Annotated in this window: 24 protein-coding genes; 14 read left to right on the top strand and 10 right to left on the bottom strand. The window is 69.9% G+C overall.

The features are described from left to right. The first annotated feature begins 146 nt into the window (after positions 1-146). Positions 147-515 (top strand): hypothetical protein, encoded by a 369-nt coding sequence (locus ACFT7S_RS37065; RefSeq protein ID WP_382740451.1) that lies wholly within the window; start codon positions 147-149, stop codon positions 513-515. A 29-nt stretch (positions 516-544) separates the two neighbouring features. Here ACFT7S_RS37065 and ACFT7S_RS37060 read toward each other — a convergent pair whose 3' ends face one another. After that, the gene (locus ACFT7S_RS37060; protein ID WP_382740448.1) at positions 545-1,219 is read right to left on the bottom strand and encodes a FadR/GntR family transcriptional regulator; all 675 of its coding nucleotides are present in this window, start codon (positions 1,217-1,219) and stop codon (positions 545-547) included. Between the two features lie 57 nt (positions 1,220-1,276). Here ACFT7S_RS37060 and ACFT7S_RS37055 point away from each other — a divergent pair, with 57 nt between their 5' ends. The 4 genes from ACFT7S_RS37055 to ACFT7S_RS37040 all read left to right on the top strand — a co-directional run bounded on the left by ACFT7S_RS37055 (position 1,277) and on the right by ACFT7S_RS37040 (position 3,639). Next, positions 1,277-2,545, top strand: coding sequence for a CynX/NimT family MFS transporter (locus tag ACFT7S_RS37055; RefSeq protein ID WP_382740445.1), 1,269 nt, complete (start codon positions 1,277-1,279; stop codon positions 2,543-2,545). A gap of 26 nt (positions 2,546-2,571) precedes the next feature. Further along, positions 2,572-2,682 (top strand): SGM_5486 family transporter-associated protein, encoded by a 111-nt coding sequence (locus tag ACFT7S_RS37050; protein WP_256669232.1) that lies wholly within the window; start codon positions 2,572-2,574, stop codon positions 2,680-2,682. A gap of 135 nt (positions 2,683-2,817) precedes the next feature. After that, a complete protein-coding gene (locus tag ACFT7S_RS37045; RefSeq protein ID WP_382740443.1) occupies positions 2,818-3,024 on the top strand; it encodes a hypothetical protein in 207 nt (68 codons plus the stop codon). Positions 3,025-3,120: 96 nt separating this feature from the next. Further along, entirely contained in the window at positions 3,121-3,639 is a 519-nt protein-coding gene (locus ACFT7S_RS37040) for a SixA phosphatase family protein (RefSeq protein ID WP_382740440.1), read from the top strand. Positions 3,640-3,708: 69 nt separating this feature from the next. On the opposite strand, the gene serB is transcribed toward ACFT7S_RS37040, so the two are convergent. After that, positions 3,709-4,965 carry a phosphoserine phosphatase SerB gene (gene serB / locus ACFT7S_RS37035; protein ID WP_382740437.1) on the bottom strand — a complete coding sequence of 419 codons (1,257 nt, stop codon included), beginning with the start codon at positions 4,963-4,965 and terminating at the stop codon, positions 3,709-3,711. Positions 4,966-5,096: 131 nt separating this feature from the next. Continuing rightward, complete coding sequence (locus ACFT7S_RS37030; protein ID WP_382740434.1) at positions 5,097-6,719, bottom strand: streptophobe family protein; 1,623 nt, start codon at positions 6,717-6,719, stop codon at positions 5,097-5,099. A gap of 244 nt (positions 6,720-6,963) precedes the next feature. Between ACFT7S_RS37030 and ACFT7S_RS37025 the strand changes: the two genes are divergently transcribed. After that, positions 6,964-9,516 carry an FHA domain-containing protein gene (locus tag ACFT7S_RS37025; protein ID WP_382740431.1) on the top strand — a complete coding sequence of 851 codons (2,553 nt, stop codon included), beginning with the start codon at positions 6,964-6,966 and terminating at the stop codon, positions 9,514-9,516. Positions 9,517-9,604: 88 nt separating this feature from the next. Here the strand turns inward: ACFT7S_RS37025 and ACFT7S_RS37020 are convergent, their stop codons facing one another. From ACFT7S_RS37020 to ACFT7S_RS37010, 3 genes are all read right to left on the bottom strand, one after another. Continuing rightward, positions 9,605-10,366 (bottom strand): transglycosylase SLT domain-containing protein, encoded by a 762-nt coding sequence (locus tag ACFT7S_RS37020; RefSeq protein WP_382740427.1) that lies wholly within the window; start codon positions 10,364-10,366, stop codon positions 9,605-9,607. 321 nt (positions 10,367-10,687) lie between these two features. After that, positions 10,688-11,731 carry an S-adenosylmethionine:tRNA ribosyltransferase-isomerase gene (locus tag ACFT7S_RS37015; protein ID WP_382740424.1) on the bottom strand — a complete coding sequence of 348 codons (1,044 nt, stop codon included), beginning with the start codon at positions 11,729-11,731 and terminating at the stop codon, positions 10,688-10,690. Next, positions 11,728-12,438 carry an SDR family NAD(P)-dependent oxidoreductase gene (locus tag ACFT7S_RS37010; RefSeq protein WP_382740421.1) on the bottom strand — a complete coding sequence of 237 codons (711 nt, stop codon included), beginning with the start codon at positions 12,436-12,438 and terminating at the stop codon, positions 11,728-11,730. The genes ACFT7S_RS37015 and ACFT7S_RS37010 overlap by 4 nt, the downstream gene beginning before the upstream one ends. A 239-nt stretch (positions 12,439-12,677) precedes the next feature. On the opposite strand from ACFT7S_RS37010, the gene ACFT7S_RS37005 reads away from it, so the two are divergent. The 3 genes from ACFT7S_RS37005 (at position 12,678) to ACFT7S_RS36995 (ending at position 14,838) form a co-directional block, all read left to right on the top strand. Next, complete coding sequence (locus ACFT7S_RS37005) at positions 12,678-13,823, top strand: GAF domain-containing sensor histidine kinase (RefSeq protein WP_382740419.1); 1,146 nt, start codon at positions 12,678-12,680, stop codon at positions 13,821-13,823. Continuing rightward, positions 13,816-14,460, top strand: a complete 645-nt coding sequence (locus ACFT7S_RS37000) for a response regulator (RefSeq protein WP_382740416.1) — start codon at positions 13,816-13,818, stop codon at positions 14,458-14,460. The genes ACFT7S_RS37005 and ACFT7S_RS37000 overlap by 8 nt, the downstream gene beginning before the upstream one ends. A gap of 129 nt (positions 14,461-14,589) precedes the next feature. Beyond that, positions 14,590-14,838 (top strand): chaplin family protein, encoded by a 249-nt coding sequence (locus tag ACFT7S_RS36995; RefSeq protein ID WP_382740465.1) that lies wholly within the window; start codon positions 14,590-14,592, stop codon positions 14,836-14,838. Between the two features lie 206 nt (positions 14,839-15,044). On the opposite strand, the gene ACFT7S_RS36990 is transcribed toward ACFT7S_RS36995, so the two are convergent. Next, positions 15,045-15,833 (bottom strand): hypothetical protein, encoded by a 789-nt coding sequence (locus ACFT7S_RS36990; protein ID WP_382740413.1) that lies wholly within the window; start codon positions 15,831-15,833, stop codon positions 15,045-15,047. 146 nt (positions 15,834-15,979) lie between these two features. On the opposite strand from ACFT7S_RS36990, the gene ACFT7S_RS36985 reads away from it, so the two are divergent. The 4 genes from ACFT7S_RS36985 (at position 15,980) to ACFT7S_RS36970 (ending at position 19,193) form a co-directional block, all read left to right on the top strand. Next, positions 15,980-16,777, top strand: coding sequence for an ABC transporter ATP-binding protein (locus tag ACFT7S_RS36985; RefSeq protein ID WP_382740410.1), 798 nt, complete (start codon positions 15,980-15,982; stop codon positions 16,775-16,777). A 68-nt stretch (positions 16,778-16,845) separates the two neighbouring features. Further along, entirely contained in the window at positions 16,846-17,274 is a 429-nt protein-coding gene (locus ACFT7S_RS36980) for an NfeD family protein (RefSeq protein ID WP_382740407.1), read from the top strand. 128 nt (positions 17,275-17,402) lie between these two features. Then, positions 17,403-18,341 (top strand): SPFH domain-containing protein, encoded by a 939-nt coding sequence (locus tag ACFT7S_RS36975; protein WP_382740404.1) that lies wholly within the window; start codon positions 17,403-17,405, stop codon positions 18,339-18,341. Positions 18,342-18,425: 84 nt separating this feature from the next. Continuing rightward, entirely contained in the window at positions 18,426-19,193 is a 768-nt protein-coding gene (locus tag ACFT7S_RS36970; RefSeq protein WP_382740401.1) for a sulfite exporter TauE/SafE family protein, read from the top strand. A gap of 61 nt (positions 19,194-19,254) precedes the next feature. Here ACFT7S_RS36970 and ACFT7S_RS36965 read toward each other — a convergent pair whose 3' ends face one another. The 3 genes from ACFT7S_RS36965 to ACFT7S_RS36955 all read right to left on the bottom strand — a co-directional run bounded on the left by ACFT7S_RS36965 (position 19,255) and on the right by ACFT7S_RS36955 (position 21,276). After that, complete coding sequence (locus ACFT7S_RS36965; protein WP_382740398.1) at positions 19,255-19,761, bottom strand: HNH endonuclease; 507 nt, start codon at positions 19,759-19,761, stop codon at positions 19,255-19,257. 143 nt (positions 19,762-19,904) lie between these two features. After that, on the bottom strand, positions 19,905-20,438 hold the full coding sequence (locus tag ACFT7S_RS36960; RefSeq protein ID WP_382740395.1) for a YbhB/YbcL family Raf kinase inhibitor-like protein: 534 nt from the start codon (positions 20,436-20,438) through the stop codon (positions 19,905-19,907). Between the two features lie 55 nt (positions 20,439-20,493). After that, positions 20,494-21,276 carry a sporulation protein gene (locus ACFT7S_RS36955; RefSeq protein WP_382740392.1) on the bottom strand — a complete coding sequence of 261 codons (783 nt, stop codon included), beginning with the start codon at positions 21,274-21,276 and terminating at the stop codon, positions 20,494-20,496. An 87-nt stretch (positions 21,277-21,363) separates the two neighbouring features. Here ACFT7S_RS36955 and ACFT7S_RS36950 point away from each other — a divergent pair, with 87 nt between their 5' ends. Continuing rightward, positions 21,364-22,005, top strand: coding sequence for a DNA-3-methyladenine glycosylase (locus ACFT7S_RS36950; protein WP_382740389.1), 642 nt, complete (start codon positions 21,364-21,366; stop codon positions 22,003-22,005). The last annotated feature ends 429 nt before the right edge of the window (positions 22,006-22,434 follow it).

Raw genomic sequence — 22,434 nt, 5'->3', positions numbered from 1 at the left:
TCCCGGCGGCGGTACGCGGCCGTCGTGCGTCCGGGGCGCGGGCGCCGTAGTCTCCGGGCCCGCCGCCTCAAGTCGAAAAGATGGTCGATCCGCCGCAGACTGTGGAGGAACCGGACTTTTGGTCAGGCTGCGGGGAGGAGACTGCTGTGCGCCCCACACGTCGCCGAACCTCGGCCCTGCTGGCCGTCTCGGCCGCCGTCGCCGGTCTCGTCACCCCGGTCGGCGTGTACGCGGCGAACCGGGCCGGCTCCGGGGCCGCCGCCCCCCTCGCCCCCACCCCGGAGCCCTCGGGCTCGGAATGCCGTACGACGGTCGATGGCTCCCGCGTCATCGCGTACTGCCACAACCCGTACCCCTCCGTCGACCTGGTGCGGCTCCACACCGAGTGCGACCGCTGGTGGGACGTCGACGCGGACGGCAAGGCGGTCGCGGTGGAGCCCGGCCGGACCGTACGGCTCGACGACCGCTGCTGGAAAGAGGTCACCTCGGCCTGGGTCAGCCACCACCCGGGCTAGGCCTCTCGTTCGGAAGGCCCTGGCGCCGCTCAGGCCCGTTCCACCAGGCAGCTCAGCGCATGGCTCGCGGCCTCCGCCGCGGCCGTTTCGGCGTCGCCCGCCCGGATCGCCTCGACCAGCCGCGCGTGGTCCATGTGTTTCTCCGGCCGCAGCTCCGGGCCGATGTCGTCGCGGAGGTAGTCGCGGAGCAGATCGCCCAGATCCGCGTAGAGTTCCGTCAGTACGTCGTTGTGCGAGGCGGCGACCACGGCGAGGTGCAGCGTCGCGTCGGCCGCGACGAACGCCTCCGCGTCCCCCGCCGCCCAGGCCTCCTCACGCCGCGCCATCAGCGCGTCGAGCTGCCGCAGATCCCGGTCCGTACGCCGGACGGCGGCCAGCCGGGCCGCCGACGACTCCAGCGTCGAGCGCAGTTCGGCGACGTGACGCGGATCGGCGGAGGCGAAGCGCCGGTGCATCACCCCGGCCAGCTCACTGGTGGCGACGACATACGTACCGGAACCCTGCCGGATGTCCAGCAGACCGTTGTGCGCGAGTGCGCGCACCGCCTCGCGGACGGTGTTGCGGGCCACCCCCAGCTGTTCGACCAGCTCGGGTTCGGTGGGAATCCGCGAACCCACGGGCCACTCGCCCGAAGTGATCTGATTCCTCAGCTGGGCAATCACCTGATCGGCGAGTGCCGAACGCCGCGGAGACGTCAGCGCCATGGTGCTCCTTGTTCGTGATTGGACAACCAATCATCCCATGATTCTATGATGGGCGACATGCCCGACGACGAGACACGGACCCTGAGCCCGAAAACAAGCCGCCCCGACCCGCTGCCCCTGGCGGCCCCCGCAGGCCCGGCCCCGTGGCTGCTGCGGCTGGTCATGGTCGGCCTCGTCCTCGCCGCGCTCAACCTCCGCCCCGCCATCACCAGCCTCGGCGCCCTCCTCGAAGAGGTACGGGACGGGCTCGGCATGAGCGGCAGCGTCGCCGGTGTCCTCACCTCCGTACCGCCGCTCTGCTTCGCGCTCTTCGGCATCATGGCGCCCCGGCTCGCCCGCCGCTTCGGGGCCGGCGCGGTCGTCTGCGCGGGCATGGTGGCCATCGCCGCGGGCCTGGCGATCCGCCCCTTCATCGGCGGCACGGCCGGCTTCCTCGCGGCCAGCGCCCTCGCCCTCATGGGCATCGCCGTCAGCAACATCCTGATGCCGGTGATCGTCAAGCGCTGGTTCCCGGACCGAGTCGGCACCATGACCGGCCTCTACTCCATGGCCCTGGCCCTGGGCACCGCGCTCGCCGCGGCGATCACCGTGCCCATGACGGATGCGCTCGGCGGCAGTTGGAAGGCCGGGCTGGCGATCTGGGCCGTGCTCGCCGCCGCCGCGGTCCTGCCGTGGATTCTTCTCGTACGGGACCGGGGCAACGCACCGGGACAGCCCTCCGCCCACCAGCAGCAGAACGCCCCTGCCCTCCGGATCACCCGCAGCAGGACCGGCTGGGCCCTCGCCTCCTTCTTCGGCCTCCAGGCCACCGCCGCGTACATCACCATGGGGTGGATGCCGCAGATCTTCCGCGACGCCGGGGTCTCGGCAGGCACCGCGGGCGTCCTCCTCGCGGTGACCATGGCGATGGGAGTGCCGCTCGCCTTCGTCATCCCCCGCGTCGCCTCCCGCATGCGGAACCAGGGTCCGATCGCCGTCTTCCTGGGCATCTGCGGCCTCATCGGCTACGCGGGCCTGTACCTCGCACCCGCGGACGGCGCCTGGGTCTGGGCGCTGCTGCTCGGCATCGCCAACTGCGCCTTCCCGCTCGCGCTCACGATGATCGGCATGCGCTCGCGCACCGGCGCGGGCGTGGTCAGGCTGTCGGCCTTCGCCCAGTCCACCGGCTATCTGATCTCGATCCCGGGTCCGCTGCTCGTCGGCGTGCTCTACCAGCACAGCGGCGGCTGGGGGCTGCCGATCGGCCTGATGGCGGCGCTCATACTGCCGCAGATGGTGGCGGGCGTACTCGCCGGACGGGACCGGACGATCGAGGACGAATGCTGAGATGCGAGACTGAAGCCATGTCTCCTGTGCTCGATCCGAACCCCCAGAACGGCCAGAAGAAGCTTCTCCTCGTCTTCGGGGCGATGCTGCTCATCACGGTGATCATCGGTGTGATCGCTTCCATCGCCTCCCCCTGACGTTCCGGGGGTGGGGCTAGCTCCACCATCCCCTAGGGGGACAGGGTCAGGGTGAAGTGGGTGGATCACCGGATGGGACCGGCGCCGCCGGGTCCGTAGGTTCTGAGTATCGAACCGAAGACCCACGGAGGCGACATGCCGGTCCGTACGCACACCCGGTCCATCACGCACGCGTCGGACAGCGTCGAGGTCCGGCTGCCGTGGTGGGCCGTCGCGCTGCCCGCGCTTGCGTTCGCCGCCCTCCTGCTGCTGATCGCGGGTCCGGGCGAGGCACGTGCCTCCACCGGCGATCCGGCGCTCGGCCGACTGCTCGCGCAGATCATGGACCTGCTCTCCCGCTGACGCCCGCCCGGTGGGCCGGTCGAGTGATTCACCCGGACCGGGGGAGCAGGTCAACACCCTGCGCCAGGAGGCACATTTCGTGCGAAGCTGAGGTGTATGAGCGTCGATACACCTCGCAGGATCGTCCTTCTCAGGCATGCAAAAGCGGAATGGTCGCAGGAATCCGACCACGAGCGGCCCTTGGCGGAACGCGGCCGCAAAGATGCGCCCGTCGCGGGCCGCAAGCTCGCCGATTCCGGCATCGACTTCGATCTGGCCCTGTGCTCGACCGCCGTCAGGACTCGCGAGACCTGGAAGCTCGCGGTGCACGAGTTCCCGCACCGTCCCAGGACCGTGTACGAGGAGAGGCTGTACGACGCCTCCCTCGGCGAACTGATTGCCGCATTCAACGAGACTCCGGACGAGGTGCGCAACCTCCTGGTCATCGGCCACAACCCCGGCATGCACGCCGCCGTGGACGCCCTCTCGGGCTCGGCGACCGGAGACGCGCTGGCGAGGGTGGCCCGGGACGGGTTCCCGACCGCCGCCTATGGCGTCGTCGAGTTCTCCGGCACCTGGAAGTCGCTGGAGCACGGTGTGGGCAAGCTGGTCGCATACTGGACGCCGAACGACTGAGTGCGAGACGACGAGGGAAGGGCCCCGGCGCGGATGCTGCGCCGGGGCCCTTCCCTGTGTCGTCCCCGCTCAGTCGATCAGGCCGTCGGCGGCCTCGACCTCTTCGCGCGTGATGCCGAGCAGATACAGCACCGTGTCCAGGAACGGGACGTTCACCGCCGTGTGCGCGGCCTCGCGCACGACCGGCTTGGCGTTGAACGCCACACCGAGCCCGGCCGTGTTCAGCATGTCCAGGTCGTTGGCACCGTCACCGATCGCCACGGTCTGGGCCAGCGGCACCCCTGCCTGCTCGGCGAAGCTCCGCAGCAGCCGCGCCTTGCCGGCCCGGTCCACCACCTCGCCGACGACCCGGCCCGTGAGCTTCCCGTCGACGACCTCCAGCGTGTTGGCGGAGGCGAAGTCGAGGCCGAGACGTTCCTTCAGGTCGTCCGTGACCTGGGTGAATCCGCCGGAGACGACGCCCACTTGGTAGCCGAGGCGCTTCAGCGTACGGATCAGGGTGCGGGCGCCGGGCGTCAGCCGCACCTCGGCCCGCACCTTGTCCACCACCGACACATCGAGCCCCGCGAGCAGCGCGACCCGCGCGTGCAGCGACTGCTCGAAGTCGAGCTCGCCCCGCATCGCCTGCTCGGTCACGGCGGCGACCTCGTCCTCACAGCCCGCGTGGGCCGCGAAGAGCTCGATCACCTCGTCCTGGATGAGCGTGGAGTCCACGTCCATGACGACCAGACGCTGCGCCCGGCGGCTCAGCCCGGCCGATACGACGGCGACGTCGACACCGATCTCCGCGGCCTCCGTCGCCAGCGCGGTCCGCAGCTCCTCGGTGCCCGTGCCGGAGACGGCGATTTCGACGGCGGTGACCGGGTACTTCGCCAGCCGGAAGATCCGGTCGATGTTGCCGCCGGTCGACGTGATCCTGGCCGCTATGGCGGCGGTCGACTCGGCGGTGAGCGGGTGGCCCAGCACGGTCACATGGGAACGGCCGTAGCCACGGGGCCGGTTGTCGCCCGTGCCGGAGATGATCTCGGCCTGCAACTTCAGCGAATCGGCCCAGCTGTGCACGGTCGCCCGCAGGTCGCCCTCGGTGGTACCGCCCGAGGTCGGGGCGGTGACCAGGGCGCACAGGACGATGCGGCCCCGGGTGACGACCTGCTCGATGTCCACGACGTCGACGGAGTACGCGGCGAGTGTGTCGAAGAGCCCGGCGGTGATACCGGGACGGTCCTTCCCGAAGATCTTCACGAGAAGGGTGGGTTCGTCGATGCCCTGACGGGACTCAGGGAGCTCAGGAGACGGAGGAGACTGAGGTGGCTGAGATGCGCTCATGGTGCTCCCACCGTATCGGTCCCACCCCACGCTCCGACCTCCTGTCCCGCCACCCGGACAAGCACGTGCAACCTAATCAAGCCCGTCGAGGGGGTCCTTCCCATGCCCTTGCGGCTATGAGGACACCACGCTCACCCGTGTCCGGGTGACTCCTCCGGAGGCGGAGGCGGCGGCGCCCCCGGCCCAGGACCCGGCGGCGGCGGAACCGGCGGCCCGATCCGCCCCACCACCGTCGGCGCCCCATGCATTCCCTCCGGCGTCCGCAGATACGGATTCGTGTCGTCGTTGGACGCCCGGTGCGGCCGCGAAGGACGGTACGGCCCGGCAACCTCCGCACCCGGATACCCACCGCCCACCACCGGCACCGCCCCCACCGCCCACGCAAGCCCCGCCCCCGCCGCTCCCGCACCGGCCCCCCACGCCGCGCCCAGCGCCGCCGCCACACCCGCCCGCCCCCGCAGCTCGATCCCGGCCCCGAAGGCGTCGAAGCCCAGTACCGACAGCGAGGCGTCCGCGGATACCTGGGTCAGCCACACCAGCAACGGCAGCGCGATCGCCGTCACGCCCCCGAGCCGCAGCGCACACCGCCCCGCGAACCCGGCGGCGGACACCCCCGGCGCACGTGGCGTGCGGGCCGCCGCCAGCACCCCCGCGTACAGCATCGTCACCCCTGCGGCGACGGCCAACAGCCAGACCCTGCCGTCCAGTTCGGCGAGCCTCCCGATCGTCACCGGCTGCCCCGCGGAGCCTCGTAACAACTCGTCCAACGGATCGGGAAGCAGCCCGGACAGCTCACCCGTGGCCTCGCCGTCCCACGGCACGAACAGCCCGAGCGGAACCCCGAGCCACGCCCCGTTCGGCGCCCCGAGCAGCGCGGCTCCCGCGATCCGCTTCGGATGGGCGTCGCCGATCGCCGCGTACGCCGCGGCCGCGCACCCGGCCAGCACCGCGACAAGCAGCACCGAGACCAGCGCCGAAACGGCCGGCCCCACCATCCGGTGGAACCGCCCGGCGGGCCCCGGCAACGGCGTACGGGAGGCGAGCAGGGCGATCACGAGCACCCCGAGCACCCAGCACCCCCCACCCACCAGCGAGGCCGCGGTGTCGACGGCGAACCCCACGTGCGCCTCGGCCCGCGCGAGATCGGCGAGCCGGTCCGGTAACAGCCCGCCCAGATCCCCCAGCCCATCGATCACACCGCCACCGCCACCGCCACCGCCTCCGTCAACACCACCGCCACCGCCCACCGGCAGCCGGCCACCGTCGATCGTCACGACATCGTGACCTGCCCAGGCAAGTCCCCCCACCATCGCCACGAACAGGGCCACCGCCGCCCCCGTACGCGCACCGAGCTCACCCCAGGAAAGATCCGCGCCGGCACCGCGCAGCGAGCGCAGAAAGAAGAAGGAGAGGACGAGCGCGCCGACCAGGCCGACCCCCAACGGGGTGACATCGACAGCCGTAGCCCCGGCTCCGTCGAGCCCGAAGGCCGACACATCACCGGACGGGGAGACCGTGCCGCCGACCCCCAGCACCACCACGGCCGCGGTCATCGGGCCCAGTTCACCCACGGAATCGGCGCCGAGCAGATGCAGCCCCAGGGCCGCCGCCCCCGCCATCGCGGCCAGTGCCCAGCTCACCGAGGCGACCGAGGCGAGCGCCACGTCCACCCAGGGGACACCCCGGCCCGCAGTCCCCCGGTACGAGCCCGCCCCCGCGCCCGCCCCCGCGCCCGCTCTCGTGTCCGCAGTCATACGGGACCCCCCAATCTGCTACGAGATGCCCTGAGTTGACCCATTCGCTCATGATCCGTGCGCACTCATGCGTGGTTACCACTGTCCGAGCCCGTTTCGCCCGAGTCAACGGTGCGGCAGCACAGGTCTCTGCGCGGTCTTCACTCCGCCCGGCTTTCCGATCGGCGACTGCTCCTGGAATAGTTCCCCACGATGTTCAGCATCCCTAGACTCCCTGTGACGGGAGTCTCTCGGGGGACAACTAGTGGGGCGCGGAGTGCCGGAACTCGTACTGGAATTGAATGGCAGGACCTGGACGCTCGATCCGTCCAGGTCGTACACCCTCGGACGTGATCCGCAGGGCGATCTCATGGTCGACGACGCCAGGGTGTCGTGGCGGCATGCCACGATCAGCTGGGGGGGCCGCAGTTGGTTCATCGAGGACCACGGCAGCACCAACGGCACCTACGTGCAGGGCCAACGGATCCACCAGATGGAGATCGGGCCCGGCTCGGCGGTACACCTGGGCAACGCCACCGACGGACCGCGGCTCAGCCTCAGCGGTGCCGCCGCCGACCTCTACAGCGGCCAGGCCGCGGGCGCCCAGCAGGCCCCCGTCCACCCGCAGCAGGGCGGACCGACCGGGCCCGACCCGGCCCAGCACCAGCAGCAGGCCTGGCAGCAGCAGCCCCAGCAACAGCCCCAGCAGGGATACGCCCAGCCGCAGGTCCCGCATCAGCAGGGCATCCAGAAGACGCCCGGAGCGGGTGGCCCCGGCGGCGTCCCGGGGGCCCAGCCGGTCTACGGAGACCGCAGCCCCACGACGTTCCACCAGCTGGACCTCGGCCGGGTGATGCGTATCGGCCGTGCGCTGGAGAACGAGCTGGTCGTCTCCGACCTCCAAGTCTCCCGCCACCACGCCGACTTCCACGCGACGCCCGACGGCCGCTTCGAGATCCGTGACCTCGGATCGCACAACGGCACGTACGTCAACGGCCAGCCACTCAACAAGTCCGGGTCCGCGCTCATCGGCCCGAACGACATCGTCGGCGTCGGTCACTCGACCTTCCGGCTGGTCGGCGACCGGCTCGAAGAGTTCGTCGACACCGGTGAGGTCTCCTTCGCCGCCCGTCACCTCACGGTCACGGTCGACGGCGGAAAGCAGATCCTCCAGGACGTCTCGTTCGGCGTCCCGGAGAAGTCGCTGATCGGCGTCATCGGCCCGTCCGGCTCCGGAAAGTCCACCCTGCTCAAGGCGCTCACCGGCTACCGGCCCGCCAACCAGGGCGACGTCCTCTACGACAACCGGAACCTGTACAAGCAGTTCGCCGAGCTGCGCCAGCGCATCGGTCTGGTCCCGCAGGACGACATCCTGCACAAGGAACTCACCGTCACCCGCGCCCTGAAGTACGCGGCCAAGCTCCGCTTCCCCGCGGACACCACCGAGGCCGAGCGCCAGGCCCGCATCCTCGAGGTCCTCGCCGAGCTCAAGCTCGACATCCACAAGGACAAGAAGGTCACCTCGCTCTCCGGTGGCCAGCGCAAGCGCGTCTCCGTGGCCCTGGAGCTGCTCACCAAGCCCTCGCTGATCTTCCTGGACGAGCCGACCTCCGGTCTCGACCCGGGCATGGACCGCGATGTCATGCAGCTGCTGCGCGGCCTCGCCGACGACGGCCGTACGGTCCTCGTCGTCACGCACTCCGTGGCCGAGCTGGCCATCTGCGACAAGCTCCTGGTGATGGCGCCCGGCGGCTCGGTGGCCTACTTCGGTCCGCCGGAGGAAGCGCTCAACTTCTTCGGCTACACCACCTGGGCCGACGTCTTCTCCGCCTTCGAGAACTACCGCGACTACGACTGGGCGGGACGCTGGCGGGGCTCGCAGCACTACCAGATGTACGCGGCGGACATCGACGCGGTCGCCGCACAGTCCGTACACATGCCGCCCCCGCAGCAGATGCGCCCGCCGAAGCCGCAGGGCTGGGGGACGCAGCTGTGGACGCTGATCCGCCGCTACACCTCGGTGATCGCGTCCGACAAGGGCTTCATGGGCCTGATGGTGATCCTGCCCGCGGTGCTCGGCATCGTCAGCGTGGTCATCCCGGCCGACTTCGGCCTGGCACCGCCCACACCGCCGTCCCGGTTCAACGGTGACGCGGGAACGATCATGCTGATCCTCGCGGTCGGCATGTGCTTCTCGGGCGCGGCCAACTCCGTACGAGAACTGATCAAGGAACGGGTCATCTACGAGCGCGAGCGGGCCACCGGCCTCTCCCGCTCCGCCTACCTGATGTCCAAGGTGATCGTCCTCGGAGTGATCACGGCCATCCAGGGCGTCATCATCTGCGGCATCGGCTTCGCCACCCGTGACCTGCCTGCCGAGGGCCTGATCATGCCGCCGGCCGTCGAGCTCTGCGTCACGATCATCGCGCTCGGCTTCACCTCGATGATGTTCGGCCTGGTCATCTCCTCGCTGGTGAAGACCTCCGAGAAGACCATGCCGCTGCTCGTCATGTTCGCGATCGTCCAGGTCGTCTTCACCGGCATCCTCTTCCAGGTCTACGGCTCGCCCGGTCTGGAGCAGTTCGCCTGGCTCATGCCCTCGCGCTGGGCCATCGCAGCCGCGGGCTCGACGCTCGACCTGGCCCACCTCATGCCGCCGTGGGACCAGAAGGACCCCACGAACCTGGACCCGCTGTGGGAGAGCACGGCCGGCCAGTGGGGCATGAACATCTCGGTGCTGCTGTTCATCGGCATTGTCTGCGGCTTCGCGGTCGCGCGACTGCTGCGCCGCCACGAGCCGGAGGTCATGCGCAAGTAGCGCACCCGCCGCACGCACGGACGCCGGAGGGCGGCACCCCGCACGGGGTGCCGCCCTCCGGCGCATGTCCGGTCCGACCAGGTGTCGGTCAGTACGCGCTGTTGACGTTGTCGATCGAGCCGTACTTGTCCGCGGCGTAGTTGGCCGCGGCCGTGATGTTGGCGACCGGGTCGTACTGGTCCTTGGGCGTGCCGTCGACGTGGTAGAAGTCGAACGTCGGCTTGATGACCTGCAGCAGGCCCTTGGACGGAACACCGTTGATCGCGTTGATGTCCCAGTTGTTGATGGCGCGCGGGTTGCCGCTGGACTCGCGCATGATGTTGCGGTGCAGCCCGTCGTACGTGCCGGGGATGCCCTTGTCCTTCATGATCGCGAGGGACTCCTTGATCCAGCCGTCCAGGTTGTTGGCGTAGACGGGCTTACGGGCGGCGCTGCGGCTGGCGGCCTCGGCGGAACGCTTCTTGGCGTCGGCCTTGGCCTTCGCGGCGGCAGCGGCCTTCGCCTTGGCGTCAGCGGCGGCTTCGGCCTTCGCCTTCGCCTGCGCGGCGGTCTTGGCCTTGGCGGCGGCGGCCTTGGCCCGGGCGGCGTCGGCGGCCTTCACCAGGCTTTCGGCGGTGGAGTGCTGCTCGATGATGCTGGCCTGCACGGTCTTGGCCTGCGGTGCGCCCGCCGCGGAGGCGAAGACGACCGGAGCGGCGGACAGGGCCTGGGTGCTGGTTTCGGCTCCCGCCTCGGAGGGAACAAGGGAGAACGCGAGGGCAGCCGCACCAAGTGCGGAGACTCCGGCGACGGAGAGCTTCTGGGTCTTGTTCAGGCGACGGCTACGGCCGGGGGTGCTGGACGCGAACATACAGACGTACCTCTTCGAATAGCAGGTGTCCTCACGGAGGACGAAGACGGAAGCGCCGCGTTGCGCATCTCCGTCGGGGACAGCCGCAATTCTTAGCTCCAGCAAAATGCTGTGGCAAAGGTGTGACGTACGAAGCCGGGTAGTGGATCAGGTGTCCGCTCTGCCCGGCTTGCCCGCACTCATGCCCGCCTTGTTGCCCCTTTTGTATCCACTAGTGGGCTTCGTAAGTGACGTGGGTCCTATGCGCGGGCTCACACGGGGCACGTTGCGAACTCACCAGATGTTGCTTCAGCAATGCGGAGCGTGAGGCGCTTGGGGCTCCTACGGCAGCAGGAGGTGGATATCCCCGAACTCGTGCCAGAGATACGACCGCCGCAGCGCCTCCGTGTACCCCCGCCGCAACGCCTCCCGGCCCGCGATCGCCTCCAGCATCAGCAGATGCGAGGCTTCCGGCTCGTGCAGCCCGGTCAGCAGGCCGTCCACCGCCCGCACACCCCGCTGCGGCGTCACCACGAGACCGGTCCAGCCCTCGGCCGCCCGTACGACCCCGTCCGGCCCCACCGACGACTCCAGCGCCCGCACCGCCGTCGTCCCGACCGCGATGACCCGCCCGCCGCCCGCCCGCGCCGCGTTCACCAGCCACGCCGTCGAACCCGGCACCGAGAACCACTCCGGGTACGGGGGCTCGTGTGCCTCCGCCGAAGCCACCCCCGTATGCAGTGACAGCGGGGCGAACTGCACCCCACGCCTCACCAGCGAGGCAACCAGGGGCTCCGTGAACGGCCGCGCGGCGCTCGGCATCTCCGCCGAACCTCTCCCGTCCGGCGAGGGCACCGCGAACACCGTCTGATACGCGGACAGCGGCTGATCCCGCTCCGTGTACCCGTACCGGATCGGACGCCCGTACCGCCGCAGCAGCTCCGGTACGTCGAAGGGCACCCGCGCCCACCACAGCCGGGCCGCCTCCGGTGACCCCAGCGGCTCCTCCAGTACGAGCCCGTGCCCGCCCGGCAGCTGTACCTGCGCCCCCCGCGGCCCACCGTGCCGCGGACGCGTCGCCCCCGCACCGTCAGGCCGCCGCAGCTCCACGGACCACCGCCCGTCCTCACCCCGGGTCGAGAAATGCACCACGACCCGCTCACCGCCCACCCGCCCGTTCACCGCGGCCGGCAGCGTCGCCGACGTATTGACCACCAGCACGTCCCCGGCCCGCAACTGCCCGGGCAGCTCCCCGAACGCGTGGTGCGAGACCGCACGCCCCCGGGAGACCAGCAGCCGTACGTCGTCACGCCCCGCACCCCGCTGCTCGGCCGGGACCCGCGCCGACAGCTCCTCGGGCACCCGCAGGGCCTCCAGCGCGGTCATCGCCCGGCCCCGGAAGGGTCCAGCAGCGACACCGCCGCATACCGGCCGCTCGCCGGCCGCTCCTCCAGCAGCCGGACGAACGCCGGAGCCACACTCTCCGGAAGCGGCCTCGGGCCGTCGTCCCCGGGCACCGCCGCCGCATAGAGCTCCGTCCGCATGTCCCCGGGGTCCACCGCCCACACCCGCAGCCCCGGCTCCTCCTCTCCCAGCACCGCCGCCAGCTGGTCGAGCGCCGCCTTCGACGCCCCGTAACCGCCCCAGGTCTCGTACGGCTCCGCCGCCGCGTCCGAGCTCACCATCACCACGGCACCCGCCGCCGACGCCCTCAGCAACGGCAGCGACTCCTGCACCAGACCCAGCGCCGCCACCACATTGGTCTCCAGGGCCAGCCGCAGCCCGTCCAGGGGGAGCGCCTCCAGACGTACGAGCGGCTCGGCACCCAGCGCGCTCGCATTGCTCACCACCAGATCCAGCCCGCCCAGCTCCCCGGCGGCAGCCACCAGAGCCCCACGGTGCGCCGTGTCCGTGACATCCCCGGGCACGGCCACCACCCGGCCTCCGTACCGGCTGCCCAGCTCCTGAGCCGTCTCCTTCAGCGCACCGGCCGTCCTGGCATCCAGCACCAGATCCCAGCCCTGCTGTGCGAGCGCCGCTCCCAGCGCGCGCCCCAGCCCCCTCGAAGCACCCGTGATCAACGCGATCGGCATGACAACCGTCCCCTCGAAACGTCGGCCTTCACCGGGCGACCCCCGGTGAAACCAACGTAGGAACAGCCCCGTACGCCGCGCCTCGTCCGGGAGCCGCACCCGCACCCCGCACTTCGGCCTAGTCCTGATCGGTCCTAGGACCACGCCCCGCTCCCCGCCAAAAGTCCTAGTTCCTGCGCCCCGGTCACCGCTGTCCACAGCCCGATACGGCTGTCGCACCCCGCCGGTACGGTGAGCCCATGAGTCATCGCCCACCGTCGGGCCTCGCCGCGGTGAGTGCCGCGCTGCTCGCCATGAGCCGGCATCTCGAAATGCGTGACGTCCTCAAGACGATCGTCGCCTCGGCCCGTGAACTGCTCGACGCCGAATACGCCGCCCTGGGCGTCCCCGACGACCACGGCGGCTTCGCCCAGTTCGTCGTCGACGGAGTCAGCGACGAGCAGTGGAAGGCCATCGGCCCGCTGCCCAGGCAGCACGGCATCCTCGCCGCGATGCTCCACGAGGCGAAGCCTGAGCGGCTCGCGGACGTCCGCAAGGACCCCCGCTTCGAGGGCTGGCCGGACGCCCACCCCGACATGTCCGACTTCCTCGGCCTGCCCATCCAGGACGGCGACGAGATCATCGGCGCCCTCTTCCTCGCCAACAAGCGCTGCCCCAAGCCGGAGGGCAGCTGCGGCTTCACCGCCGAGGACGAGGAGCTCCTGGCGATCCTCGCGCAGCACGCGGCGATCGCCCTCACCAACGCCCGGCTCTACGAACGAAGCCGCGAGCTCACCATCGCGGAAGAGCGGTCGCGGCTGGCCCACGAGCTCCACGACGCCGTCAGCCAGAAGCTCTTCTCGCTCCGGCTCACCGCCCAGGCCGCCGCCGCACTCGTCGACCGGGACCCCGCCCGCGCCAAGGACGAGCTCCAGCAGGTCGCCGCCCTTGCCGCGGAAGCCGTGGACGAACTGCGCGCGGCCGTCGTCGAGCTGCGCCCCGCCGCGCTCGACGAGGACGGCCTGGTCGCCACGCTCCGGACACAGATCCAGGTCCTGGACCGCGCCCACACCGCCCGGGTCACCTTCGAGAGCGCGGGGGTACGGGCCCTGCCCGCCACCCAGGAGGAAGCACTGCTCCGGATCTCCCAGGAAGCCCTGCACAACGCCCTGCGCCACTCCGGCGCCGCGCACGTCGCCGTCTCCCTGGTCCGCCACGGCACCGCCGCCGTCCTGCGGATCACCGACGACGGCAGCGGCTTCGACACCGCGGCCGTCCGGCACGCGGGCCGTCACCTGGGCCTCGTGTCCATGCGCCACCGCGCCGGCAGCGTCGGCGGGAAGCTCACCGTCGAATCGGCGCCCGGAAAGGGCACCACGATCAAGATGGAGGTGCCCTGTGGCTGACAAGACCATCAAGGTGCTGCTGGTGGACGACCACCAGGTGGTCCGCCGAGGACTGCGTACGTTCCTGGAGGTCCAGGACGACATAGAGGTCGTCGGAGAGGCCGCGGACGGCGCCGAGGGCGTCGCCCGCACCGAGGAGCTCCGCCCCGATGTCGTCCTGATGGACATCAAGATGCCCGGCACGGACGGCATCGACGCCCTGCGCAAGCTCCGTGAACTGGCCAACCCGGCCAAGGTCCTGATCGTCACCAGCTTCACCGAACAGCGCACGGTCGTCCCCGCGCTGCGTGCCGGAGCCTCCGGTTACGTGTACAAGGACGTCGACCCGGATGCCCTGGCCGGAGCCATCCGCTCCGTCCACGCCGGCCATGTGCTGCTCCAGCCGGAGGTCGCAGGGGCACTCCTCGCCCAGGACGACGTGGGCAGCGGTACGGGGCGGGGGAGCACCCTCACCGAACGGGAGCGCGAGGTGCTCGGGCTGATCGCGGACGGCCGCTCCAACCGGGAGATCGCCCGTGCGCTGGTCCTTTCGGAGAAGACGGTCAAGACGCACGTGTCGAACATTCTGATGAAGCTGGACCTCGCCGACCGCACCCAGGCGGCCTTGTGGGCCGTCAGACACGGGGCGGCCGGCTGAGGGTGCTCAAGCACCGAGATTCATACCGTCGGGTGTATGTCACCCACACGGCGCATCCTGTGGGGCTCCGGGGCGTTCTTCATGGCATGCTGCGGCGGCTGGCCGCAGCGTTTCCAGGAGGAGCAAGAAGTGAAGAACCTCAAGAAGGCCGCTGCCGTCACCATGATCGCCGGTGGAATCATCGCCGCCGGTGCCGGTGCTGCCTCCGCCACCGGTCACGGCGCGGGCGCCCACGGCACGGCCGTCAACTCCCCGGGTGTCGGCTCGGGCAACGTCGTCCAGGTCCCGGTGCACGTCCCCGTCAACGTTGTGGGCAACACGGTCAACGTGATCGGCCTGCTCAACCCGGCCTTCGGCAACACCGGTGTGAACTACTGACCGACCCCGTCGGCCGGACCGCCGGGCGGGCCCTGTTCCCCAGGCCCGCCCGGCACCACCAATTTCAGCCCGTCCGGCGCTTGAGGACGGAACCCTCGCGCACAGGACCGGCGCCACCAACTCAAGCCCGTCCGGCGATTGAGGACAAAGCGGCACCCGGACGCATCCGGCACCGCCTACGCCCTGCCCCCCCGCTCACGCCACCGCTACCGCCGCCCCCGCTCCCCCTCCTCCACATACGCGTTGTACGCCGCCACCTGCGCCCGCCGAGCCACCCGCTCCACCGGCCTCAGCGCTTCCCCCCGCGCCGAGATCTCCGCAGCGGTCACCGCACCGCCCGGCCCGTTCTCGTACGCCACCGAGACCAGCAGCCCGACCCGCTGAGCCAGCTCCAGCACCCGCACCGCCCGCGGCGGATACCCCGGCGCCAGCACCTCGCGCCCCCGCTCCGCCCGCGCCCGGTACGCATCCACGGCAGCCTCGGCCACCGGCCCCGACCCGGCCACATCCAGCCGCGCCAGCACCGCCGTCGCATCCCGCAACGCCTCCGCCAGCTCCCGCTCGGCCTCGCTCAGCGACGGCACATCGGCGGGCGGCGCCTCCCGTACCGGCAGACAGCGCCACACCACCTCGACGTGCAGATCCCCCGCGGGCCCCACCTCACGTACCTCCGGCACGAGCCCGTACGGCACTCCGGAAGCCACCACGGCCTCCTCCGCCTCCAGCGCCCGCGCGTTGAACTCCGGCGGCCCGCTGAGCCCCAGCGGATGCCCGGACACCGGCAGCGCGACCCGGAAACCGGTCGCCCCCAGCGCCCGCAGCCGCCCGAGCGCCAGCGTCAGTCCGACCGGCCCCGCCTCCCCTGGCACCCCCTCCACGCGGTGCACCGCGTCCTCCCCGACAATCGCGAGCGCCGCATCGTCCGGTGATACGAGTCCCGCCACAAGCGCGTTTCCCCAGGCAGCGAAGAGCCCTGAGCGTGGTTCCGAAAGCATGGCGACAGCCTAGGGAATGCGCGGCGGCCCCGTCATCACACCGGCCCAGCGGCTGAAGCACTCCTGGGGTGGCGTAGGTTTTCCCCTGGGAGCTGTGCCTTCAGGCACGCGACGATCTCGAGACTGCATGGGGAGACAACGCGCTCATGAGCGATGTACTGGAGCTGGTGGACGTATCCGTGGTCCGCGACGGACGCGCTCTGGTGGAAGACGTCTCCTGGTCGGTCAAGGAGGGTGAGCGCTGGGTCATCCTCGGACCGAACGGCGCCGGCAAGACCACCCTCCTCAACATCGCTTCCAGCTACCTCTTCCCCAGCACCGGCACAGCCAAGATCCTCGGCGAGCAGCTCGGCGGCGTCGGCACCGACGTGTTCGACCTCCGCCCCCGCATCGGCATCGCGGGCGTGGCCATGGCCGAGAAGCTGCCCAAGCGCCAGACCGTGCTGCAGACGGTCCTCACCGCCGCGTACGGCATGACCGCCACCTGGCACGAGAACTACGACGCCGTCGACGAGGACCGCGCCCGCGCCTTCCTCGACCGGCTCGGCATGACCGAGTTCCTGGAGCGCAAGTTCGGCACCCTCTCCGAGGGAGAGCGCAAGCGCACGCTGATCGCCCGCGCGATGATGACGGACCCCGAGCTGCTCCTCCTCGACGAGCCCGCCGCGGGCCTCGACCTCGGCGGCCGCGAAGACCTGGTCCGCCGCCTCGGCCGGCTCGCCCGCGACCCGTTCGCGCCCTCCATGATCATGGTCACCCACCACGTCGAGGAGATCGCACCCGGCTTCACGCACGTCCTGATGATCCGTCAGGGCAAGGTCCTCGCCGCGGGACCCATGGAGACCGAGCTCAGCTCCCGCAACCTCTCCCTCTGCTTCGGCCTGCCGCTCGTCGTCGAGCACACCGGCGACCGCTACACGGCCCACGGACTGCCGCTCTCCTGACACGTCGCCGGAACAGCCGCCCGCCCGCGCCCTGTTGGCGGGGGCACTCGCGGTCCTACGATGACGATGTGGAAATCGATGCGTGGGTGTGGTGGCTGATCGGAGCGGTGGGACTGGGCATCCCGCTCGTCCTCACAGCGATGCCCGAATTCGGAATGTTCGCCGCGGGAGCCGTCTCCGCGGCGATCGTCGCGGCCCTCGGCGGCGGCATCGTGGCCCAGGTGCTGGTCTTCGTCGCGGTGTCCGTGGCTCTGATCGCCGTAGTACGCCCGATCGCCGCCCGACACCGCGGCGACCGCCCTCCGCACGCGACGGGCATCGACGCCCTGAAAGGCCGTCAGGCCGTCGTGCTGGAACGGGTCGACGGCAGCGGCGGCCGCATCAAGCTGGCCGGCGAGATCTGGTCCGCCCGTACGCTCGACAGCGACCAGAGCTTCGAACCCGGCCAACAGGTCGATGTTGTCGACATCGACGGAGCGACAGCCGTCGTCATGTGAGCGAACTGCGCGCACGGCAGCCGGAGTTCTGACAAACTCGATGTCGATCATCATGAGAATTCGACAGTCATGAGATCTCGACCAAGATCACCGCGATCCGTCGGCAACCGAAGGGCACGAGGCACACGATGCAACCGATCATCATCGTCCTGATCATTCTGGTGGTGCTCGTCTTCATCGCCCTGATCAAGACGATCCAGGTCATCCCGCAGGCCAGTGCCGCCATCGTCGAGCGCTTCGGCCGCTACACGCGCACCCTCAACGCCGGGCTGAACATCGTCGTCCCGTTCATCGACTCCATCCGTAACCGGATCGACCTCCGCGAACAGGTCGTGCCCTTCCCGCCCCAGCCGGTGATCACCCAGGACAACCTGGTCGTCAACATCGACACCGTCATCTATTACCAGGTGACCGACGCTCGCGCCGCGACCTACGAGGTCGCGAGCTATATCCAGGCGATCGAACAGCTCACCGTAACCACCCTCCGCAACATCATCGGCGGCATGGACCTGGAGCGGACCCTCACCTCCCGCGAGGAGATCAACGCGGCCCTGCGCGGCGTCCTCGACGAGGCCACCGGCAAGTGGGGCATCCGCGTCAACCGCGTCGAGCTCAAGGCCATCGAACCGCCCACCTCCATCCAGGACTCGATGGAGAAGCAGATGCGCGCCGACCGCGACAAGCGCGCCGCGATCCTCACCGCCGAGGGCATCAGGCAGTCCGCGATCCTCACCGCCGAAGGCGAGAAGCAGTCCGCGATCCTGCGCGCCGAGGGTGAGGCCAAGGCATCCGCCTTGCGCGCCGAGGGCGAGTCCCAGGCCATCCGTACGGTGTTCGAGGCCATCCACGCCGGAGACCCGGACCAGAAGCTCCTCTCGTACCAGTACCTCCAGATGCTCCCGAAGATCGCCGAGGGCGACGCCAACAAGCTCTGGATCGTGCCCAGCGAGATCGGCGACGCCCTCAAGGGCCTCAGCGGGGCCTTCGGCAACCTCGGCAGCGGCGCCCCGGGCTTCAACACCGGCAACACCGGCAAGGAACGCCGCGAGGAACCCCCCGTCGGCTGACGGAGATCCAACTTCGTGCATGATCAGTGCGGCCCCTCGACCTTCATGGCGGGGAGGCATCACTGACCATCGAAGGAGATGGCCTTGTCCATCTGGGAAATCCTCGCGATCTTCGCGGCGGGTGTCGGCGCGGGCACGATCAACACGATCGTCGGCTCGGGCACGCTGATCACCTTCCCCGTCCTGCTCGCCACCGGCCTGCCACCCGTGACCGCCACCGTCTCCAACGCCCTCGGTCTGATCCCCGGCTCCATCAGCGGCGCGATCGGCTACCGCAAGGAACTCGCGGGACAGCGGCGCCGCGTACTGAAACTCAGTGTCGGCGCCGCCATCGGCGGCCTCACCGGCGCCACGCTCCTCCTGGCCCTGCCCTCCACGGCGTTCGAGACGATCGTCCCGGTCCTCGTCGCCCTCGCCCTCGTGCTGGTCATCCTGCAACCCCGCATCAGCAGAGCGGTCCAGCGCCGCCGGGAGCGCAACGGCACCCGCCCCCACCCCGACGGAGGGCCGGCCCTCTACACAGGCCTGACCCTCGCCAGCGTCTACGGGGGCTACTTCACCGCAGCCCAGGGCATCATCTATCTCTCCCTGATGGGCATGCTGCTCGACGACACCATGCAGCGCCTGAACGCCGTCAAGAACGTCCTGGCCGCCGTCGTCAACAGCGTCGCCGCGCTCTTCTTCCTCTTCGTCGCCGACTTCGACTGGACGGCCGTCGTCCTCATCGCCGTCGGCTCCGCCATCGGCGGCCAGATCGGCGCAAAGGTGGGCCGACGCCTCAGCCCCGCCGTCCTGCGCGCCTTCATCGTTGTGGTCGGCACGGCCGCCATCGTCCAACTGGTGCTCCGCTGACACACGGAAGCCCGTCTCCCCACGGAGACGGGCTTCCGGTACGTCAATGGGCCTGCCCGGACTACGCCGCGGACCGGTCCAGCCACTCCGGCAGCGCCGACCGGTCACCGGCCCCCAGCGCCAGCAGCATCGCCTCGGCGGGCGACGGGACGAACGGCTGCCGCAGCAACGGCATCCCCGCCTGCTCCGGCGTCCGGGCCGCCTTGCGGTGGTTGTCCTCGGCGCACGACGCCACCGTGTTCAGCCACGCGTCCTGACCCCCCTGCGCACGCGGCACCACGTGGTCGACGGTGCTCGCCCTGCGCCCGCAGTACGCGCACCGGTGTTGGTCCCTTATGAGCACACCCCTTCTGGACCACGGGGCCTGTCTTCGGAAGGGCACCCGTACGTACCGGCAGAGCCTGATCACCCGGGGCACCGGAATATCGACTTCGGCACCGCGCATACGGAGGTCGGGATGCGACTGCTCGACCACAGCCTTGTCCGTCAGGATCAGCACCACCGCACGGTTGAGAGTCACCGTCGACAGCGGCTCGAAGCTCGCATTCAGTACCAGCGTGTCCCGCATCTCGCCCACCTCCCGTGTGCCGCCCGCCCCCTGGCAGGCCCGGATCAACTCTGGCTGGGCGGGCCGTGATGGACAACGCAATTAAAAAATGCCCTGCCCTGATCTCTCCAAGACCAGGGCAGGGCAAACAGCGGAGGAACTTTTCAGCTCGCCGGAGCCTCGTACTCACCGACGAGCTGAGCACGGCCCAGCGTGTGGAACCGCAGGTTGAAACCGACGACCGCCGGCGACACGCCACCGTCGGCACCGAGCTTCTCGCTGTCCACCGCGTACACGGTGAACACATAGCGGTGGTTCTCCCCGGCCGGCGGCGCAGCTCCGCCGAAGTCCTTCGACCCGTAGTCGTTACGGACATGGACGGCACCGGCGGGCAGTCCGTCGAACTTCCCGCTGCCCGCACCGGCTGGCAGTTCCGTGACCGACGCCGGGATGTCGAAGAGCACCCAGTGCCAGAATCCGCTGCCTGTAGGCGCATCCGGATCGAAGCACGTCACGGCGAAGCTCCTGGTCTCCGCGGGGAAGCCTTCCCACCGCAGCTGCGGAGAGGTGTTCCCTTCCGCGAGCACCTGCGCGTCCGCAAGCACACCCCCCGGCTCCAGGTCCTCGCTCACCACGGTGAACGAGGGAACCACGGGATGGAAGTCGTGCGGCAGCGGCGCCCTCTTCGACTGGGTCACGTCAGCACCTCTCCTGAGTCGGCTCTATCTGCTGTCAGCGGGTCTCCCACCGACCCTAGAGCCAGTTGCGCTGTCCACCGACCTGTGCGAGCCACTGGTTGAGGTACGCCACCCAGTCGGTGCCCTGGAAGTCGTTGTGACCGACCTTGAACGTCCGGTACGAGTCGCTGCCCTCGCTGAAGAGCCCCGGCTTCTTGTCCATCTCCAGTACGACGTCCATCTCGCGGTCGTCCGCGACGAACGTCAGCTCGACCTGGTTCAGCCCGCGGTACTGCTGCGGCGGTACGAACTCGATCTCCTGGTAGAACGGCAGACGCTGACGCGTACCGCGGATGTGACCACGCTCCATGTCCGCGGTGCGGAAGCCGAAACCGAGCTGCCCGAAGGCATCCAGAATCGCCTGCTGCGCCGGCAGCGGGTGCACATTGATCGGGTCGAGGTCCCCGGAGTCCACCGCGCGGGCGATCTCCAGCTCGGTTGTCACACCGATGTTCATGCCGCGCAGGTGCTGTCCGCCGAACATCGTGATCGGCGTCTCCCACGGGATTTCGAGCCCGAACGGAACGACGTGGACGGCACCGGCCTTCACCTCGAAGGCCCCGCCCAGACGCAGCTTGGTGAACTCGATGTCCTGCTTCGTCTCCTGGTCCTGGCCCTCGACCTCGACCCGTGCCTGCAGTCCGACGGAGAGCGCCTCGACCTGCTGGTCCACGGACCCGCCCTGAATACGCACCTCGCCCTGCACGACCCCACCGGGGACGACGTTCAGCTCGGTCAGCTCGGTCTCCACCGAAGCGCCACCGGCACCCATGCTCGCGAGAAGCCTCTTGAAGCCCATGTTTTCTCCTTGTTGGTCCTGACCCCTACATACGCGCCACGACCGTAGCCGGTTCCCGGACGCGCGGTCCCAGTACCCTCGGACGCCATGACCGACGGCATCGAACGCACGCCGCTGACGCGGGACTTTTTCGACCGGTCCGTACTGGAAGTGGCACCCGACCTGCTGGGCCGCACGCTCGTCCGCACCACGCAGGACGGGCCCATCGAGGTACGGCTCACCGAGGTGGAGGCGTACGCGGGTGAGATCGACCCGGGCTCCCACGCCTTCCGGGGCCGCACCCGCCGCAACCACGCCATGTTCGGCCCGCCCGGTCACGCCTACGTCTACTTCACGTACGGCATGTGGCACTGCCTCAACCTGGTGTGCGGCCCGGAAGGCATGGCGAGCGGTGTCCTGCTCCGGGCAGGCGCGATCGAAGCCGGCGCGGAGTGGGCCCGCAAGCGTCGACTCTCGGCCCGCAACGACAAGGAACTGGCCAAAGGCCCCGCGCGCCTGGCCACGGCCCTCGGTATCGACCGCACGCTCAACGGCGACGACGTCGTCGCGGGCCCGTTGGCACCCCTCTATGTACTGCACGGCACCCCGCCACCCCGCGACCAGGTACGCAGTGGTCCGCGCACCGGAGTGGGCGGCGGCGGCGCGCACCAGCTCTGGCGATTCTGGATCGACGGCGACCCGACCGTGAGCCAGTACCGGGCCCACGCGCCGCGCCGCCGCGCGACTTGACTCGCCCCCGGGCGGCCCCTAATGTAGTCCGAGCCGCTTGAACGAAAGCTGTTGCCGGGACGGTTCATCGAACCGGACCCGTGCTTCTCGAAGCGGCCAACCACTACCTACGAGTCACCCTGGCGGGTGCGAATTCGGCATGCCGTAATTCGTCCCATCGGTTCGATTATGAGCCACCAAGGAAATCGGCTAACGTAGTGGACACGCCGAAAGGCAAAGGCCATTCAACAGGCCGCCGGAATCAAATTCGGACCGGAAACGGAACGAAATGAATCTGGTAAGGTTGGAACCGCTGGAAAGGGAAACGCGAAAGCGAAGAACTGGAAAGCGAAGCAAAAATTCTCCTGCTCTGCAGGGGGCCCGCTTCGACCGGGAATCGGACACGAAAGAGTCTGATAGAGTCGGAAACGCAAGAACGAAGGGAAGCGC

Source organism: Streptomyces sp. NPDC057136 (assembly GCF_042670885.1).
In the GTDB taxonomy this organism is placed as follows: Bacteria; Actinomycetota; Actinomycetes; order Streptomycetales; family Streptomycetaceae; genus Streptomyces.
Note: the sequence above shows the minus strand (reverse complement) of the source record. Positions and strands in the feature narration are given on the sequence as shown.

What these genes read in the sequence shown, in the direction of transcription:
- ACFT7S_RS37060 (WP_382740448.1), bottom strand. Translation starts at nt 1,219, where the DNA reads ATGGCGCTGACGTCTCCGCGGCGTTCGGCACTCGCCGATCAGGTGATT.
- ACFT7S_RS37055 (WP_382740445.1), top strand. Translation starts at nt 1,277, where the DNA reads ATGCCCGACGACGAGACACGGACCCTGAGCCCGAAAACAAGCCGCCCC.
- ACFT7S_RS37045 (WP_382740443.1), top strand. Translation starts at nt 2,818, where the DNA reads ATGCCGGTCCGTACGCACACCCGGTCCATCACGCACGCGTCGGACAGC.
- ACFT7S_RS37040 (WP_382740440.1), top strand. Translation starts at nt 3,121, where the DNA reads ATGAGCGTCGATACACCTCGCAGGATCGTCCTTCTCAGGCATGCAAAA.
- serB (WP_382740437.1), bottom strand. Translation starts at nt 4,965, where the DNA reads ATGAGCGCATCTCAGCCACCTCAGTCTCCTCCGTCTCCTGAGCTCCCT.
- ACFT7S_RS37030 (WP_382740434.1), bottom strand. Translation starts at nt 6,719, where the DNA reads ATGACTGCGGACACGAGAGCGGGCGCGGGGGCGGGCGCGGGGGCGGGC.
- ACFT7S_RS37020 (WP_382740427.1), bottom strand. Translation starts at nt 10,366, where the DNA reads ATGTTCGCGTCCAGCACCCCCGGCCGTAGCCGTCGCCTGAACAAGACC.
- ACFT7S_RS37015 (WP_382740424.1), bottom strand. Translation starts at nt 11,731, where the DNA reads ATGACCGCGCTGGAGGCCCTGCGGGTGCCCGAGGAGCTGTCGGCGCGG.
- ACFT7S_RS37010 (WP_382740421.1), bottom strand. Translation starts at nt 12,438, where the DNA reads ATGCCGATCGCGTTGATCACGGGTGCTTCGAGGGGGCTGGGGCGCGCG.
- ACFT7S_RS37005 (WP_382740419.1), top strand. Translation starts at nt 12,678, where the DNA reads ATGAGTCATCGCCCACCGTCGGGCCTCGCCGCGGTGAGTGCCGCGCTG.
- ACFT7S_RS36990 (WP_382740413.1), bottom strand. Translation starts at nt 15,833, where the DNA reads ATGCTTTCGGAACCACGCTCAGGGCTCTTCGCTGCCTGGGGAAACGCG.
- ACFT7S_RS36985 (WP_382740410.1), top strand. Translation starts at nt 15,980, where the DNA reads ATGAGCGATGTACTGGAGCTGGTGGACGTATCCGTGGTCCGCGACGGA.
- ACFT7S_RS36975 (WP_382740404.1), top strand. Translation starts at nt 17,403, where the DNA reads ATGCAACCGATCATCATCGTCCTGATCATTCTGGTGGTGCTCGTCTTC.
- ACFT7S_RS36965 (WP_382740398.1), bottom strand. Translation starts at nt 19,761, where the DNA reads ATGCGGGACACGCTGGTACTGAATGCGAGCTTCGAGCCGCTGTCGACG.
- ACFT7S_RS36955 (WP_382740392.1), bottom strand. Translation starts at nt 21,276, where the DNA reads ATGGGCTTCAAGAGGCTTCTCGCGAGCATGGGTGCCGGTGGCGCTTCG.
- ACFT7S_RS36950 (WP_382740389.1), top strand. Translation starts at nt 21,364, where the DNA reads ATGACCGACGGCATCGAACGCACGCCGCTGACGCGGGACTTTTTCGAC.